This is a genomic window from Vibrio sp. 2-2(8), assembly GCF_963888495.1.
GTDB lineage: Bacteria > Pseudomonadota > Gammaproteobacteria > Enterobacterales > Vibrionaceae > Vibrio > Vibrio anguillarum.
In genome coordinates this window covers 89,119-105,425 of record NZ_CAWPJM010000054.1, presented here as the reverse complement: position 1 = coordinate 105,425, position 16,307 = coordinate 89,119, and the positions used below count along the sequence as shown (strand labels likewise).

At 45.4% G+C, this 16,307-nt stretch carries 14 protein-coding genes; 6 read left to right on the top strand and 8 right to left on the bottom strand.

What is annotated here, in order from left to right:
* Positions 1–42 precede the first annotated feature (42 nt).
* Together AACV12_RS16980 and AACV12_RS16975 are read right to left on the bottom strand one after the other, a co-directional pair.
* Positions 43–735, bottom strand: a complete 693-nt coding sequence (locus tag AACV12_RS16980) for an oxidative stress defense protein (protein ID WP_170901033.1) — start codon at positions 733–735, stop codon at positions 43–45.
* 102 nt (positions 736–837) lie between these two features.
* Positions 838–1,734 (bottom strand): LysR family transcriptional regulator ArgP, encoded by an 897-nt coding sequence (locus tag AACV12_RS16975; protein WP_094134260.1) that lies wholly within the window; start codon positions 1,732–1,734, stop codon positions 838–840.
* Positions 1,735–1,856: 122 nt separating this feature from the next.
* Here AACV12_RS16975 and AACV12_RS16970 point away from each other — a divergent pair, with 122 nt between their 5' ends.
* On the top strand, positions 1,857–2,489 hold the full coding sequence (locus AACV12_RS16970) for a LysE/ArgO family amino acid transporter (RefSeq protein WP_017047512.1): 633 nt from the start codon (positions 1,857–1,859) through the stop codon (positions 2,487–2,489).
* Positions 2,490–2,563: 74 nt separating this feature from the next.
* On the opposite strand, the gene mscS is transcribed toward AACV12_RS16970, so the two are convergent.
* The 5 genes from mscS to AACV12_RS16945 form a co-directional block, all read right to left on the bottom strand.
* A complete protein-coding gene (mscS, locus tag AACV12_RS16965) occupies positions 2,564–3,490 on the bottom strand; it encodes a small-conductance mechanosensitive channel MscS (RefSeq protein WP_170901032.1) in 927 nt (308 codons plus the stop codon).
* A gap of 233 nt (positions 3,491–3,723) precedes the next feature.
* Positions 3,724–4,800, bottom strand: a complete 1,077-nt coding sequence (gene fbaA, locus AACV12_RS16960) for a class II fructose-bisphosphate aldolase (protein ID WP_013857804.1) — start codon at positions 4,798–4,800, stop codon at positions 3,724–3,726.
* A 153-nt stretch (positions 4,801–4,953) separates the two neighbouring features.
* Complete coding sequence (locus tag AACV12_RS16955; protein WP_026027969.1) at positions 4,954–6,117, bottom strand: phosphoglycerate kinase; 1,164 nt, start codon at positions 6,115–6,117, stop codon at positions 4,954–4,956.
* Between the two features lie 148 nt (positions 6,118–6,265).
* Entirely contained in the window at positions 6,266–7,291 is a 1,026-nt protein-coding gene (gene epd / locus AACV12_RS16950) for an erythrose-4-phosphate dehydrogenase (protein ID WP_170901088.1), read from the bottom strand.
* Positions 7,292–7,490: 199 nt separating this feature from the next.
* Entirely contained in the window at positions 7,491–9,446 is a 1,956-nt protein-coding gene (locus tag AACV12_RS16945) for a ligand-gated channel protein (RefSeq protein WP_170901031.1), read from the bottom strand.
* Between the two features lie 143 nt (positions 9,447–9,589).
* Here AACV12_RS16945 and AACV12_RS16940 point away from each other — a divergent pair, with 143 nt between their 5' ends.
* Positions 9,590–10,492: a LysR family transcriptional regulator gene (locus AACV12_RS16940; protein ID WP_019282284.1), complete on the top strand. Its 903-nt coding sequence runs from the start codon at positions 9,590–9,592 to the stop codon at positions 10,490–10,492.
* 63 nt (positions 10,493–10,555) lie between these two features.
* On the opposite strand, the gene tkt is transcribed toward AACV12_RS16940, so the two are convergent.
* Positions 10,556–12,565, bottom strand: a complete 2,010-nt coding sequence (gene tkt / locus AACV12_RS16935; protein ID WP_170901030.1) for a transketolase — start codon at positions 12,563–12,565, stop codon at positions 10,556–10,558.
* A 330-nt stretch (positions 12,566–12,895) separates the two neighbouring features.
* Here tkt and metK point away from each other — a divergent pair, with 330 nt between their 5' ends.
* From metK to rsmE, 4 genes are all read left to right on the top strand, one after another.
* Complete coding sequence (gene metK, locus AACV12_RS16930) at positions 12,896–14,050, top strand: methionine adenosyltransferase (RefSeq protein ID WP_026027375.1); 1,155 nt, start codon at positions 12,896–12,898, stop codon at positions 14,048–14,050.
* A 67-nt stretch (positions 14,051–14,117) separates the two neighbouring features.
* Positions 14,118–14,618, top strand: a complete 501-nt coding sequence (locus AACV12_RS16925; RefSeq protein ID WP_017045505.1) for a SprT family zinc-dependent metalloprotease — start codon at positions 14,118–14,120, stop codon at positions 14,616–14,618.
* A 133-nt stretch (positions 14,619–14,751) separates the two neighbouring features.
* Entirely contained in the window at positions 14,752–15,459 is a 708-nt protein-coding gene (gene endA, locus AACV12_RS16920; RefSeq protein WP_013857813.1) for a deoxyribonuclease I, read from the top strand.
* A gap of 108 nt (positions 15,460–15,567) precedes the next feature.
* Complete coding sequence (rsmE, locus tag AACV12_RS16915; protein ID WP_013857814.1) at positions 15,568–16,299, top strand: 16S rRNA (uracil(1498)-N(3))-methyltransferase; 732 nt, start codon at positions 15,568–15,570, stop codon at positions 16,297–16,299.
* Positions 16,300–16,307 lie beyond the last annotated feature (8 nt).

Below are 16,307 nucleotides of genomic sequence, written 5' to 3'. Positions count from 1 at the left end.
CCATTTTAAATTAACCAATCAATCAGTAGCTTAGGTAAGGGCTTAGTTGTTTAATTGATAGACTACGTCCACCCTATCGCGAATAATAAGCGTCGAGTCTTGGTAACTATTAGATTCAGATTTTGCATCCATTGCCATAGCACGCATCATAATCGGCTGCACGCTGGGCGAGTTGTAGTCTATCTGCCACACATCACCTAATTTCAACTTAAATCCTTCCGCCAATGATAGTGCTTTGGTATTCGCATCTTGAATCGCCGCTAGCCGAGCTTGTTGCTGGTATTGATCTTGATTCCGAACTTTAAGTTGAATATTGTCGACTTGGTTAATGCCCTCACCGAGCGCTACATCAAGGTATTGATTAAGCTGGCTTAAATCTTCAACCTCAACCGTGACACTTCTTGTTGCTTGATAACCCACTAACTCAGGCTTGCCGGACTTAGGGTAGTGATATTGAGGGGCAAGGTAGAGATTTGAACTCGATATTTGTTGGGAAGTCACACCGGATTCTTTCAAACGCGCCACAAATGCTTCTACCACTTTGTCGACCGCTCTTTTTGCCTGCTCCGCCGTCAGCGTTGATTCAACCACTTTAACTGAAAACTCAGCCATATCAGGTGCCGCAACGACTTCACCATAACCTGTCGTTGAAAGATGAGGAAAATTGATTTCCTGCGCCATAGAACCAAAACTGAGCAATCCAGATAATAGCGTTACACTTGTCATTAATTTCATGGGAGTTACCTTACTCAAATGGGTGAATACATCATAGGCGATACTCTATATAAGCACAGTTAATAGCTTATGAAATGACACAACTTTGACGTTGAACTTTTGTCATTGCGGCAACACTTGGTGAGCATATTGAACGATGGCCTGAGAAATTTCCTGTAATATTCCCGTTTCTAACTGCCAATGATGCCAATAAATACGGTTGGTTAAAATGAACCCTGGTGTAATGTCGGTAAGCGTGCCTATTTCGAGCTCTTGTGCTATCTGTAAGCGGGGGATCAAACAATACGCCGCACCGGATAGGGCTAATTTAACAAAAGCTTCTGAACTACCCACGGTATGGTTTATGACGGCATCTCTTGGCACATTGAAGTGATCATGCAAATATTTTTTATGCAGATCATCATACTGATCATACGATACCGCTGGTGCTTTTTTTAAAGTATGAAAGTTCACACCTTGAGAGAAATAACGCTGATAAAACTCCGGGCTGGCAACACACACATAGTCCATTCGGCCTAAGTAGTCAGCATGACAACCAGGAATGGCTTGCGATTCTAAGCTTATTGCGCCAGCTACTTCGCCATTTTTAATTTTTTCGATCGTACGTGACTCACCGAAAACCGTCAGGTTCAACTCAACTTGCCGCGTTTTCATCGTATTCGATAACGCAGGAAGTAACCAAGTGGCCAAACTGTCCGCATTAGTGGCAATAGCTATTGAAACGGGCCGCGTATTCTCCTCATTCATCAATTCAGGCACCAGTTCATTTTCAAGCAAACACACCCTACGATACAGCCCTAGCAATTTTTTTCCCACCAGCGTTGGCCTTGGTGGCTGCTCTCGAATCAGGACCGGTTGGGCGATAAATCTCTCTAATTGCTTGATTCTTTGAGAAATAGCCGATTGTGAAATATAGAGATTTTCAGCGGCTCGTTCAAAGCTTCCTTGTTGCAGTACCGCATCTAATGCCTCAATCCATTTGTAATCTAGCCCTCTCATCCAAGGCTCCTTTTTATGATTATTAGTATTACTAATATAATATTAAAATCATTAATTATACTTATTTTTATACTCTCGCTATTGTGCGCTCACTGTATTGAATTATTACGATGAGGTGAGCTGTGAATGTGTGGATTTTGCTACAAGGTTTTGGATTAGGTGCAACGATGATTATTCCTATTGGTGCACAAAATGCCTATGTGCTAAACCAAGGAATTAAGCGCAATCACCACTTAACGACGGCGACCATCTGTAGTCTACTGGATGTGATTTTTATTTCTCTGGGTATATTTGGTGGCGGTGCCCTACTCTCAAGTAACGAAATCTTACTGACCTCGGTTACCTTAGGCGGTGTTGCTTTTCTCTCATTTTATGGATTTATTTCTTTAAGGAGTGCCTTCACTTCAACAAGCACTAATGAATCGGATGGCGAAGTGATCGCACGTGGTAAACGAACGGTTATCTTGGGCGCGTTAGCCGTTACTGTGCTTAACCCACATTTATACTTAGATACGGTTGTGATTTTGGGATCGATTGGTGGTCAGTTTGAAGGCCATGATCGCATCGCGTTTGCTCTAGGAACCATGATGGCCTCTTTTGTATGGTTTTATTCTTTATCAATTGGTGCTGCGAAACTGGGGCCGACGCTCTCAAAGCCTAACGTGAAGAAAGGAATAGACATGGCCGTGGCTGCTATGATGTTTAGCATCGCCTTTATCCTTGCAAAAGGGCTGGCAATTCAATATCTGGTGTAAGTGTATAACCAACAAAAAGAAAGGGCATGAACTGAATAATCATTTCATGCCCTTTTCACTTGATTGAAAATGAATTAATTCATTTTATTCAGATGAACATCCATTTGTGGGAATGGGATCTCAATACCTTCTTTATCTAACTCTTCTTTGATGGCTTGTAACAAATCAAAATAAACAGCCCAATACTCTGCCGTTTTCACCCAAGGGCGAACCACAAAATTGACTGAAGAATCGGCCAAGGCCATTACACCGATAGTCGGTGCAGGATCTTTCAACAAACGAGGCTCTGCCGCGACTACTTTAGCCAGCACTTCCTTGGTTTTTTGCAGATTGGACTTATAAGAAACACCAATCACCAAATCAATGCGACGAGTGTCATGGCGTGAATAGTTAACAATTGGGCCACTGATGATCGAACCATTAGGCACAATCACCATTTTATTGTCAGGCGTGCGCAGTACTGTTGAAAAAATTTGAATCGATTCAACCGATCCAGCAGTACCACTAACTTCCACGTAATCACCGGATTTGAATGGGCGGAATGCCACAATCAAAACGCCCGCAGCAAAGTTTGATAGGGAGCCTTGTAGCGCTAAACCAACCGCCAATCCAGCCGCACCGATAATGGCCACAACAGAAGCGGTTTGCACACCAATGCGACCTAAAGCGGCAATTAATACCACTACAAATAGCGTATAACGGACTAGACCATGAACAAACTCAACAACTGCTTTGTCCATGTCTTTCTTTTTCAGAGCCTTGGCAACACTTCCAGCGACAGCTTTAACAACAATGTTACCGATAAATAGGATCAGAATAGCGGAAATAATATTGACGCCGTATTGTATCAAAAGATCTGAATTATTGGTCAGCCAAGTATTGGCTTGCGCTAAACCATCGACTAATGGAGCTTCGATGCCCATTGATTCACCTGACATATTGCATTTCCTCTTTATAAAATCATTTTGAATGTTGTTGTTACCACTGAACATCAAATACAAAAAACGACTGACAGCAGAGTGTCAGTTTTTTGGCACAATATCTCACTTTGGTTATGTTGCAAAGTCAGTTTTATGTAAACACTGACAAAACAAATAGTTACTTGGAAGCATTGATATGAGCTTGTTAGAGGTTAAGCAATATTTTAACAATCCGCCAGTCATTTTGTCTGAATCTCGGCCATAAAAAAACCCGCTCATTGAGCGGGTTCATCACTTAGTCCAGATAAATGAACTTATAGTACGTCGATCGCATTAAGGTCAGCGAAGGCTTTCTCTAAACGAGCAACCATCGATGCTTGACCAGCACGTAGCCATACGCGTGGATCGTAGTATTTCTTGTTTGGCGCAGATTCACCCGTAGGGTTACCAATTTGACCTTGTAGGTAATCATGGTTTTCAGCTTCGTACTGACGGATACCGTCCCAAGTTGCCCACTGAGTATCAGTATCGATGTTCATTTTGATAACACCATAGCTGATTGACTCTTTGATCTCGGCTTCAGAAGAACCAGAACCACCGTGGAATACGAAGTTTAGAGAGTTCGCTGGAAGGCCAAATTTCTCAGAAACATACGCTTGTGAATCACGTAGGATAGTTGGAGTCAGTACCACGTTACCCGCTTGGTAAACACCGTGTACGTTACCGAAAGAAGCTGCGATAGTGAAACGGTGGCTCACTGCGCTCAATTTCTCGTAAGCGTAAGCTACGTCTTCAGGAGAAGTGTACAGCTCAGATGAATCCATGTCTGAGTTGTCAACGCCGTCTTCTTCGCCACCAGTACAACCCAGTTCGATCTCGATAGTCATACCCATTTTAGCCATACGCTCTAGGTATTTCGCACAAGTTTCAACGTTCTCTTCTAGAGACTCTTCAGAAAGGTCTAGCATATGAGAAGAGAATAGAGGCTTACCAGTTTGAGCGAAGAACTCTTCGCCTGCGTCTAGTAGACCGTCGATCCAAGGAAGTAGTTTCTTCGCAGCGTGGTCAGTGTGAAGAATAACAGGCACACCGTAAGTTTCTGCTACAGCGTGAACATATTTCGCGCCAGCAACCGCACCTAGGATTTGTGCACCTTGACCAGCAAGTTTAACGCCTTTACCAGCAAAGAAAGCCGCGCCACCGTTAGAGAACTGAACAACCACTGGCGCTTTAACTTTAGATGCAGCTTCAAGAACCGCATTGATAGAGTCAGTGTTCACTACGTTTACTGCAGGAAGAGCAAAGTTATTTTGTTTTGCAACTTCAAATACTTTCTGTACGTCATCGCCAGAAATTACGCCTGGTTTTACGAAATCGAAGATCTTAGACATGGATTTGATCCTATTTTTTCTATCGTTTTAAAAATAAAACAGTTAAGTTTAAATTCTTGCAAACGTTTGCTCACAACTGGCGTCATTCTATCAGAATAAAAACACACGTGCAGCAAACAAGAAAGCGGGAATCACTCCCGCTTTCATTAGTCATTAAGCTTTCGCGCGTGCTTCTAGCATTTCAACCGCTGGTAGTACTTTACCTTCAACAAACTCAAGGAATGCACCGCCGCCAGTAGAGATGTAAGATACGTCGGCTTTGATACCGAACTTGTCGATTGCCGCTAGTGTGTCACCACCACCAGCCACTGAGAAACCTGCAGATTTCGCAATCGCTTCAGAGATACCTTTTGTACCTGCTTCGAAGTTTTTGAATTCAAATACGCCAACAGGACCGTTCCATAGAATGGTTTTTGCGTTAGCGATGATTTCAGCCAGTTGTGCGGTTGAGTCTGGACCTAGGTCGAAAATCATATCGTCATCTTGAACATCCGCCACGTTTTTGATTTCCGCTTCTGCGTTTTCATCAAAGGCTTTTGCACAAGCAACATCTGTTGCTACTGGAATAGAACACTCTTTCATCAACTTTTTAGCCGTTTCAAGCAAGTCTGCTTCATATAGAGACTTACCTACGTTGTGGCCTGCTGCTGCGATGAAAGTGTTAGCAATACCACCGCCAACAACCAGTTGGTCAGCAATTTTAGATAGCGATTCTAGAACCGTTAGTTTAGTAGACACTTTTGAGCCACCAACGATAGCCACTAATGGACGCTCTGGGTTATCCATGGCTTTGCCTAGTGCTTCAAGTTCTGCTGCCAATAGTGGACCAGCACAAGCGATAGGTGCTTGCATACCAATGCCGTGAGTTGAGGCTTGTGCACGGTGAGCCGTACCAAATGCATCCATCACAAATACGTCGCAAAGAGCGGCGTACTTTTTAGATAGTTCTTCTTCGTTCTTTTTCTCGCCTTTGTTAAAGCGAACGTTTTCTAGAACAACAAGCTCACCTGCGTTTAGCTCTAGGCCATCTAGGTAATCTTTTGCCAGTTTTACTTCGCAATCTAGCGCGTCGTTCAGGTAATTAACCACTGGTAGTAGAGAGAACTCTTCCGCGTATTCGCCTTCAGTTGGACGACCTAGGTGAGAAGTAACCATCACTTTAGCGCCCGCCGCTAGGCAGTGCTGAATTGTTGGTAGCGATGCAAGAATACGTGCATCAGAAGTTACTTTGCCATCTTTCACTGGTACGTTTAGGTCAGCACGGATAAATACGCGTTTACCTGCTAGGTCCAGGTCGGTCATCTTGATTACAGACATGGTTTGTCCTCTCAAATATTAATAAATAAAGTTTTTGGAAACCCGGCAACCTTGCCGAGCCTATAAATTCTTCAAACTGGTTATCGATATGGAGATTTGAGTTATTTATTTCAAGCCTGAAAATAAATAAATCTCCATCATCCTGCTACTACTCGGATGCTTGCATTGCGAGTGCCGTATCCAGCATGCGATTCGCAAAGCCCCATTCGTTATCACACCAAACGAGCATTTTAACAAGCTGCCCGTTGCTCACTCTTGTTTGTGAACCATCAACAATCGCACTATGGGGATCGTGGTTAAAATCGATGGAAACAAGCGGAGCTTCAGTATAGTCAACAATGCCACGTAATGTACACTGAGATGCGTTCACAATGGTTTGATTTACGTCATTAACTTTCACATTTGATTTAATTGTGACACTTAAATCCATCGCGGTCACATTTACTGTCGGTACACGCACCGAAATCGCTTCAAATTTGTTAGAAAATTTCGGAAAGATCCTTTCAATTCCTTTGTGCAACTTGGTGTCCACTGGAATGATGGATTGGCTTGCAGAACGTGTTCGACGCAAGTCGGTGTGGTAGGCATCGATCACTTGTTGATCATTCATTGACGAGTGAATGGTGGTAATGGTTCCTGAATCGATACCAAACGCTTCATCAAGCACTTTAATAATCGGTACAATGCAGTTGGTGGTACAGGATCCGTTCGACACAATGCGGTGTTCTGCGGTTAGTGTCTCATGGTTGACTCCATAAATGATTGTATTATCGAGATCATGTGAGCCGGGATGTGAAAAGAGTACCTTCTTTGCGCCTGCCTCAATGTGCTCCAAACCATCGGCTTTTGAGCCGTACACACCCGTGCAGTCGAGCACAATATCAACGCCTAAATCGCGCCATGGCAGAAGTTTGATTTCACTAAGGTGCAAAATTCGAATCGAGTCATACTCATCCAGCCCATGATGAACATAGATATGCTCTTGATCATTGGTGATCTTTTTACCAAATCGACCATGAGTAGTGTCGTATTGCAGTAGGTGCGCCATGGCATCAGGTAGCGCCAGCTCATTCACCGCTACCACTTTTATCTGCTGACTTTTTCCACTTTCATATATCGCACGCAGCACGTTGCGCCCGATACGCCCAAAACCATTGATCGCGACTTTAAGCATCATTCCATCGTCTTAACTTTTTTCGTGGTACAGATAGTAACCGATAGCGACCAAGAGCAACACCCCAAGCCATCAGTTGTCGCAAAAGATTCTGTTTCTAAACGGACTCAAGGTACAAGCAACAGCGGCTACGACAAGAAAGATGTCCATAAAAAATGGCTCACCAAACGGGAGCCATTTCATTTGCGGTATTGATGGTTTAAAAATTAACGTCAATACCTAACCAATAACGACGTCCATCTTCTACATAGCCATATTCTTGGTATGAAATTTCTTCATCGAGTAGATTGTAAATCGCACCTTTCAAGCTTACTTGAGAAGAAAGCGCGTAAGTGATGCCAGTATCGATGAACTGATAAGCTGGTTCAATCAAGCTGCTACGAGAAGGGCCAGTGACTGGGTTGCTCTCTTTTCCACGATAAGTCAGCTTCAACCAACTGCTCAAGTTGTCAGTCGCTTGCCAATCAATATCAGCGCTGAAGCGATGTTCAGGTTGTTGCTCAAGTGGCATACCTTGATATTTTCCGGTTTTTTGCTCTGAGTCAGTAAAGGTATAACTCGCGTTGAAATAAACCGTTTCTGTGATAGGTAAACCGAGCGTACTTTCAACCCCACGCGTGTACGCTTCATCAACGTTCACTCGATAAGTGGGATCAGAACCCCACTCGTTTGGACCTGCAGTACAAATGTGGTTGGGGCACACAACACGGGTAATTTTGTCTTTGAAATCATTATGGAAGAAAGTCAAACTCGCGTTAAGACCCTCTCCATTTTGGTACATCAACCCCAACTCTTTGTTGATTGAAGTTTCGGGTTTTAAATCTGGGTTGCCGTAGATATTACCGCCACCACTCACTTGCGCCCAATTTGGCGTGACTTCTCTGAGCTGCGGTGAACGGAAACCCGTTGCCACGCCACCTTTCAGAATCCACGCTGGATTGATGGTCCACACGCCATACGCTCTCGGGCTAAAATGAGAACCATAATTTTCATCGTGGTCAACACGGCCACCTAAGGTTAGGTTAAACGACTCGGTCATGCGCCACTCGTCTTCAACAAACGCCGCCCATTGAGTGCTTTCAATCTGAGTTAAATCAGAGGCTTTATTTGAGGTGAAATCTTCTAACTTTGAATGTGAAGCCTCAATGCCTACGGTTGCGGTATTGTTAGTCAATGGCACCACTAAGCTTGATTTAGCCACCGTATTGATGATCTCCATCTCACGGCTTTTATTGTTACTTACTTCACGTTGGACATAAGTATCCGACACACCATAGTCACCCCAATCCCCTTGGTGAGAAAGGGAAATATAGGTTCTACGGTATTCGTTTAAGCTGTCTTCGCACCCACCTTTACAACCTGTCGTTGGCACGGATAACCCTACATTGCCTCGGCGATCTTGTGCGGAAGTACCCACTTCAAAAGTCAGATCATGCTGCTCATTAAGTTGGTAGTTCAACTTTGAAGTTAAACTTTTTAAGCTTTTGTCTTGGTAGCCACGTTCAATCTTATCTTCATCGCGTTCGGTACTCTGTCCATAAACTTGCAGAGAAAGATTGTCGGCCAGTGGCCCTGTCAGGAAGAAGTTGACGCCGTTCTGATCGCCAGAATCGCGATTTTCTTGGAAAACCGTATCCAACTGAACACTGCCTGACCACTCTTGATTATCTTTTCGTGTGATGATGTTGATCACACCACCAATGGCATCTGAGCCATACAAAGTCGACATTGGGCCACGAATCACTTCAATTCGTTCAATGGCTTGCAGTGGTGGCATCCATCCCTGCTCAATACCTGGGCCATCACTATTTGGTCGAGTTTGACGCGAAGATTGACGCTTACCATCGACTAACATCAAGGTGTAGTTTGAACTCATACCGCGCAAGCTGATGTCTGTTTTATCACCACCTCCAGTCACCAACACGCCCGGCACACTGCGCAGTGCATCGGTTACATCACGATAATAACGTGATTGCAACTCTTCTCGTGTAATCACACTGATACTCGCTGGAGCTTGCGCTTGTGTTTGTTCAAAACCAGCCGCCGTCACCACTAATTTCTCATAAGATTGAATTTCTTCAGCGAAAACGTGTGATGAGGTGAATAACCCGAGCGCCGCAGTAATTGCAACATTCAGCGGATTGAGTCTGGACATGTACCACTCCTTTAAATGATAATGATTATTAATTTCAGGAGTGGATTATTCATAATTTTGATGATTGAGATAGATAGACAGATGGAATGGTCGATACCGAATATGGAACACAGTGATGATTAGATTAAAAGGCCATTTTACTTATGCATGATTTCAGTGCGATCAAAGCTTTCCATGCTCTCTGTCAATACAAAAGCCTGACTGCGGCGGCGAAAGCGCTGGAACAGCCTAAGTCCACCCTCAGTCGACGTTTGGCGTCTTTGGAAAACGATCTCGGACAAGCCTTAATTGCTCGGCAAGGCAACCGTCTAACTTTGACTAAAGCTGGGCAAGTTTTTGCAGTCTATACAGAACAACTGCTTGAATTAGCAGAAAAAAGCCATGAAGCACTGCAAGAGTTTAATAACCAAATCAGCGGTGAAATGACCTTGGTGGTTCATCCGAACTTAATTCGTGGCTGGTTGAGCAACGTATTGGATGAGTTCATGCAAACCCACACCGAAATCAACATTCGACTCTACAGCCAATATGTGGCAGAAGAGTCGCATCTTGAGCCTGATTTACTTATTTGGATTGGCCCGTTTGCTCAACAAGGCTGGAGACGTGAATTGCTCGGCCATTGGCAATATTCACCTTATGCGTCGCCACACTATCTTGCCAATAACGACATGCCAGAGCATCCACAAGATCTAGTCAAACATCCTTGGATTGATTTTATCGCTTTTCGCCAAGAAGCTTTGGCTCTCATTCATCCTATTCACGGCAGCTATCTTTTACCTGCGCTCACAAGCCGCTTGCAGAGTGATAATTTAGCTATGCAAGCGGATGCGATAGCCAAAGGAAGAGGCATCGGCTTACTGCCGACATGGTTTGCCAAAGGCTTTGAACAAGCGCACCCAAACAGTGTGCAAGCATGTTTGCCAGAATGGTTGTCGCCACCCACTGAAATTAGTTGTCATTATCCAGCAGGCAGACATCCGCTCAAACTGCGTCTGTTTATCGACGCGCTACGTCAAGCCTGTCCTGAGGAATGGAAAGCACCATAAACATCAAGATCAAAAAAGCCCAGCGAATGACTCGCTGGGCTTTTGCATTAAAAATAAGAAGGCTTAAGCAAGCAGCTCTTGTGCTTGTTTCACCACGTTTTCAGTTGTAAAGCCGAACATTTTAAACAGTTGATCCGCCGGTGCTGACTCACCAAAGGTAGTCATACCGATGATCTTGCCGCCAAAACCAACGTACTTGTACCAGAAGTCGGCGATACCTGCTTCAATAGCGATACGCTTAGTCACGGCTGCTGGTAGTACGGCTTCGCGGTAGGCTGCGTCTTGTTTATCAAACGCATCGGTCGATGGCATCGAAACTACGCGCACTTTCTTACCTTCTGCTGTAAGTTGCTCTGCGGCTTTTACCGCCAGTTCAACTTCAGAGCCAGTGGCAATCAGGATAAGCTCAGGCTGACCCGCGCACTCTTTTAGGATGTAACCACCTTTCGCGATATCCGCAACTTGCGTTTCACTGCGTGGCTGCTGCGCTAGGTTTTGGCGAGAGAAAATCAGCGCTGATGGGCCATCTTTACGCTCAATCGCTAACTTCCATGCGACGGCTGATTCCACTTGGTCACACGGACGCCATGTGCTCATGTTCGGTGTCAAACGCAGTGAAGCCACTTGCTCAACCGGTTGATGGGTTGGGCCATCTTCACCCAAGCCAATCGAGTCATGAGTGTAGACTTGGATGTTCTGAATCTTCATCAGCGCGGCCATACGCATTGCATTACGGGCGTATTCCATAAACATCAGGAAGGTTGCGCCGTAAGGAACGAAGCCACCGTGCAGCGCGATACCATTCATGATGGCCGTCATACCGAATTCACGCACACCATAGTGAATGTAGTTACCCGAGAAATCTTCCGCCGTGAGCGATTGAGAGCCCGACCACATGGTGAGGTTAGACGGTGCCAAGTCTGCCGAGCCGCCCATAAATTCTGGCAGCATTTTACCAAACGCTTCCAGCGCATTTTGTGACGCTTTACGTGACGCAATATTGGCTGGGTTGGCTTGAAGGTCCGCGATAATTTGACTCGCTTTCGCTTCCCATTCTGCTGGCAACTCGCCATTTACGCGGCGTTTGAACTCAGCGGCTTCGGCTGGGTAAGCGGCGGCGTAGGCTTCAAACTTGGCGTTCCAATCGGTTTCTTTCGCTTGGCCAGCTTCTTTGGCATCCCACTGCGCGTAAATGTCGGCAGGGATGTGGAAAGGTGCATGCGACCAACCCAGGAATTCACGCGCTGCTTTGATTTCTTCAGCGCCTAAAGGGGCACCGTGACAGTCGTGTGAGCCCGCTTTATTTGGCGAACCAAAACCGATGATGGTTTTGGTGCAAATCAAGGTTGGACGAGGGTCTGCTTTTGCAGCCTCAATCGCGGCATTAATCGCTTCAGCGTTATGGCCATCAACCGCAGCAATAACATGCCAGCCGTACGCTTCAAAACGTTTTGGCGTGTCATCAGAGAACCAGCCTTCCACATGACCATCGATAGAGATGCCGTTGTCATCCCAAAACGCAATCAGTTTGCCAAGGCCCAGTGTGCCCGCCAGAGAACACGCCTCGTGCGAGATGCCTTCCATCAAACAGCCATCACCCATGAACACATAGGTGAAGTGGTCAACGATGTCGTGACCCGGTTTGTTGAACTGCGCCGCCAGTGCTTTTTCAGCCATCGCCATGCCGACCGCATTAGTAATACCTTGGCCTAGTGGGCCCGTGGTGGTTTCAATGCCCGGCGCGTAACCGTATTCTGGGTGACCTGGTGTTTTTGAGTGCAATTGACGGAAGTTTTTCAAATCATCAATCGACAGCGCGTAACCGCTCAGGTGCAATAAAGAGTAAATCAGCATTGAGCCGTGGCCGTTTGACAGCACAAAACGGTCGCGGTCAGCCCATTGTGGGTTTTGTGGGTTATGGTTTAAGTGGCTACGCCAAAGAACTTCAGCGATATCCGCCATACCCATCGGTGCACCAGGGTGACCAGAGTTAGCTTGTTGAACACCGTCCATACTAAGAGCACGGATGGCATTGGCGAGTTCTTTATTAGAAACAAGGTTACGGGAAGACATGTCTGCTCCTGAGTGCATTAAGCGAATTCAAATTAACGGAAATGGGCTGAAAATAGCGCGGCTATTCTCTCAAAGCACTTTTCTCACTGCAAACGTTTTACTGGAGAAATAGTGCTCTTTAGCGCTTATTTTTAGGATAAAAAACCAAACTCCAATTTTTCATCTAAATTATAAGCAAACGTTTGGTTTACAGACAGGCGTAAAAATAACTTGTAATTCGACCATTCAAAACTAGAATAGACGTCTAGATGTAGAAACACCTACATAAACTAATGAATAACGATGGTGAGCGAAGCTTGCCATAGTCCAACGATTAAAAGTGGAGCTCTCATGGTTAAGCACCTGTTTACTTCTGAATCCGTTTCAGAAGGCCATCCAGATAAAATTGCAGACCAAATTTCTGATGCAGTTTTGGATGCGATTCTAGAACAAGACATCAAAGCGCGCGTTGCTTGTGAAACTTACGTGAAAACCGGCATGGTCATGGTTGGTGGTGAAATCACTACCTCTGCATGGGTGGACATTGAAGAGCTTACTCGCCAAACCGTTCGTGAAATTGGTTACGTCAACTCAGAGATGGGTTTCGACGCCAATTCTTGCGCCGTTTTGAATACCATTGGTAAACAGTCACCTGATATCAACCAAGGTGTTGATAAGGCCGATCCTAAAGAACAAGGCGCCGGTGACCAAGGTATTATGTTCGGTTACGCGACCAACGAAACTGAAATCCTGATGCCAGCACCGATCACCTACGCTCACCGCTTGATGCAAAAACAAGCAGAAGTGCGTAAAAATGGCACGCTTTCTTGGCTACGTCCTGATGCAAAATCTCAAGTTACCTTCCAATATGACCAAGGTAAAATTGTCGGAATTGATGCAGTCGTTCTTTCAACGCAACATTGTGACTCTATCTCGACAGCTGACCTACGCGAAGGCGTCATGGAAGAGATCATTAAGCCTGTGTTGCCAGCCGAGTGGCTTAGCAAAGAGACCAAATTCTTCATCAACCCAACCGGTCGTTTTGTGATTGGCGGCCCAATGGGTGACTGTGGTTTAACTGGTCGTAAGATCATCGTTGATACCTACGGCGGCGCAGCGCGTCACGGTGGTGGTGCATTCTCTGGTAAAGATCCATCAAAAGTAGACCGTAGTGCAGCCTACGCGGCGCGTTATGTAGCGAAAAACATCGTAGCGGCTGGCCTTGCTGACCGCTGTGAAATTCAGTTGTCATACGCCATTGGTATCGCAGATCCAACCTCAATCATGGTCGAAACCTTTGGTACTGAGAAAGTATCACAAGAGATCATCATTGAAGCGGTACGCCAGCACTTCGACCTACGCCCATACGGCCTACAAGAAATGCTCAATTTGCTGCAACCGATCTACAAGAAAACCGCCGCTTACGGTCACTTCGGCCGTGAAGAGTTTCCTTGGGAAGCGACTGACAAAGCCGCCATCCTGCGTGACTTTGCTGGCTTGAAGTAATTTTCAACCTAGTTTAAATTTGTAAGCCCTTGCTCATTCGCAAGGGCTTTTTTCTAGGAATGAATCTGTGCCTAATTTTGAGCTACATTACCGTGCGCAAGTAAAAGCAAAACAGTGCATCACAACCGCTCGTCACTATTTTCAACACGACTTCCCTATGCCGAGTATCAGCTATCAGTTGCGGGGAAAGGCGGCAGGTAAGGCTTATTTACAACGTTGGGAAATCAGACTGAATCCAGTGCTGTTTGCTGAAAATCAACGCGCCTTTCTCGATGAAGTGATCCCACATGAAATCGCCCACCTAATTACCTACCAGCGCTATGGTCGTGTTCGTCCACACGGTAAAGAGTGGCAGGCCGTGATGAATCAAGTGTTTCATTTACCAGCCAATACCACTCATCGCTTTGAAGTCTCTTCTGTGCAAGGCAAAACCTTTGAATATCACTGCGCTTGTGCGCATTATCCGCTCACTGTCCGTCGTCACAATAAAGTGATGCGCAATCAAGCCACCTACCGCTGTCAACACTGTGCGCAAACGCTCCATTTTACTGGCGTGCAGCTTTCCTAAATAAACTTTGGTTGCTGCTACTTGAATCCACAGCGGTGTGGTTACACCCATCTGCAATTAACAACAAAAACATCATTTATTATTCTTTAATCTGAGTGTTAGACTAATAAAAACCATACTTATATCAGTCTAAATGATGTCCTATTTTCGCTTATTGCTTGTGAATAGCAGCTTAGCTTTGTTCTCGTTTTGTGCCCTAGCTGCGCCTCCCGCTTCCTTTTCTCAAGCTAAAAAAGAAGCATTGAAAATCTATCATGATCATCCAGTGAGCTTTTACTGCGGTTGTGACATTGCATGGCAAGGTAAGAAAGGCACGCCCGACTTACAAGCTTGTGGTTACCAAGTTCGCAAACAACAAACTCGCGCCAGCCGTATTGAATGGGAACACGTCGTCCCTGCTTGGCAATTTGGCCACCAGCGCCAGTGTTGGCAGCAAGGTGGACGTAAAAATTGCACCAAAAATGATACTATTTTTCGTTCGATGGAAGCTGACCTCCACAACCTGACGCCGGCGATTGGCGAAGTCAACGGTGACCGTTCAAACTACAATTTCAGTCAGTGGAATGGCGTAGAGGGTGAAAGCTATGGCCGTTGTGAAATGCAGGTCGATTTTAAACAACGCAAAGTCATGCCACCCGATAGAGCACGCGGCTCAATTGCTCGTACCTATCTGTACATGAGCCAAAACTATGGCTTTCAGTTATCCAAGTCCCAAACACAACTAATGCAAGCTTGGAATCGCCAATACCCAGCCGATGAGTGGGAATGCAAACGCGATCAGCGAATTGCCAAAGTTCAAGGCAATCACAACCCATTTGTGCAGCAACAGTGCCGTTCATGAGGTACTTTTTGTGGGCCATTTTCGTGATTGAAACTCGCCCTTGCCCCTTGTTTTTTCAGTGTAAAGCATCCATGTTAATGGCTATTCAACGTCAGGTAGGAACTATCCATGCGTATCCCTAGAATTTATCATCCGACTCCTCTTCAACCCTCAAGCATTATTGCTCTCAATGATGATGCGGCTGGGCATATTGGCCGGGTGTTACGCATGCAAGCGGGCCAAGAAGTACTGCTTTTTGATGGCAGTGGCGCGGAATTCCCAGCGGAAATTACCGAGGTCAGCAAAAAAAATGTGCTGGTCAATGTGTTGAAAAGAGTCGAAAGCAGCTGTGAATCGCCTCTTAATTTACACCTTGGGCAGGTGATCTCGCGTGGAGACAAAATGGAGTTCACCATTCAAAAATCGGTCGAACTTGGCGTCAATACCATCACGCCTTTGATTTCTGAACGTTGCGGCGTGAAATTAGATGCCAAACGTTTTGAGAAAAAACTTGAACAGTGGCAAAAAATTGCAATCAGCGCTTGTGAGCAGTGCGGCCGCAATATAGTGCCGCTGATCCGCCCAATTATGCAATTGGAAGAGTGGTGTGCCGAACCCAGTGATGCGCTCAAGCTCAACTTACATCCACGTGCGAAGTATTCGATTAATACCCTGCCTCAACCCATCAATAAAGTCCGTTTGTTGATTGGCCCTGAAGGGGGCTTATCAGAATCAGAAATTAGCATGACTGAACAGTACCATTTTGAAGAAACCTTGCTAGGCCCACGCGTACTGCGTACTGAAACTGCGGCCTTAACGGCTATTACTGCTCTTCAAGTTCGCTTTGGCGATCTTGGCTAACCGGAGAA

Excerpts from the sequence above, each read along its gene's own strand:
- endA (WP_013857813.1), top strand. The coding sequence starts at position 14,752 with ATGATGTCCTATTTTCGCTTATTGCTTGTGAATAGCAGCTTAGCTTTG.
- rsmE (WP_013857814.1), top strand. The coding sequence starts at position 15,568 with ATGCGTATCCCTAGAATTTATCATCCGACTCCTCTTCAACCCTCAAGC.
- AACV12_RS16940 (WP_019282284.1), top strand. The coding sequence starts at position 9,590 with ATGCATGATTTCAGTGCGATCAAAGCTTTCCATGCTCTCTGTCAATAC.
- AACV12_RS16975 (WP_094134260.1), bottom strand. The coding sequence starts at position 1,734 with ATGAGAGGGCTAGATTACAAATGGATTGAGGCATTAGATGCGGTACTG.
- metK (WP_026027375.1), top strand. The coding sequence starts at position 12,896 with ATGGTTAAGCACCTGTTTACTTCTGAATCCGTTTCAGAAGGCCATCCA.
- AACV12_RS16945 (WP_170901031.1), bottom strand. The coding sequence starts at position 9,446 with ATGTCCAGACTCAATCCGCTGAATGTTGCAATTACTGCGGCGCTCGGG.
- epd (WP_170901088.1), bottom strand. The coding sequence starts at position 7,291 with ATGCTTAAAGTCGCGATCAATGGTTTTGGGCGTATCGGGCGCAACGTG.
- AACV12_RS16955 (WP_026027969.1), bottom strand. The coding sequence starts at position 6,117 with ATGTCTGTAATCAAGATGACCGACCTGGACCTAGCAGGTAAACGCGTA.
- AACV12_RS16980 (WP_170901033.1), bottom strand. The coding sequence starts at position 735 with ATGAAATTAATGACAAGTGTAACGCTATTATCTGGATTGCTCAGTTTT.
- fbaA (WP_013857804.1), bottom strand. The coding sequence starts at position 4,800 with ATGTCTAAGATCTTCGATTTCGTAAAACCAGGCGTAATTTCTGGCGAT.
- tkt (WP_170901030.1), bottom strand. The coding sequence starts at position 12,565 with ATGTCTTCCCGTAACCTTGTTTCTAATAAAGAACTCGCCAATGCCATC.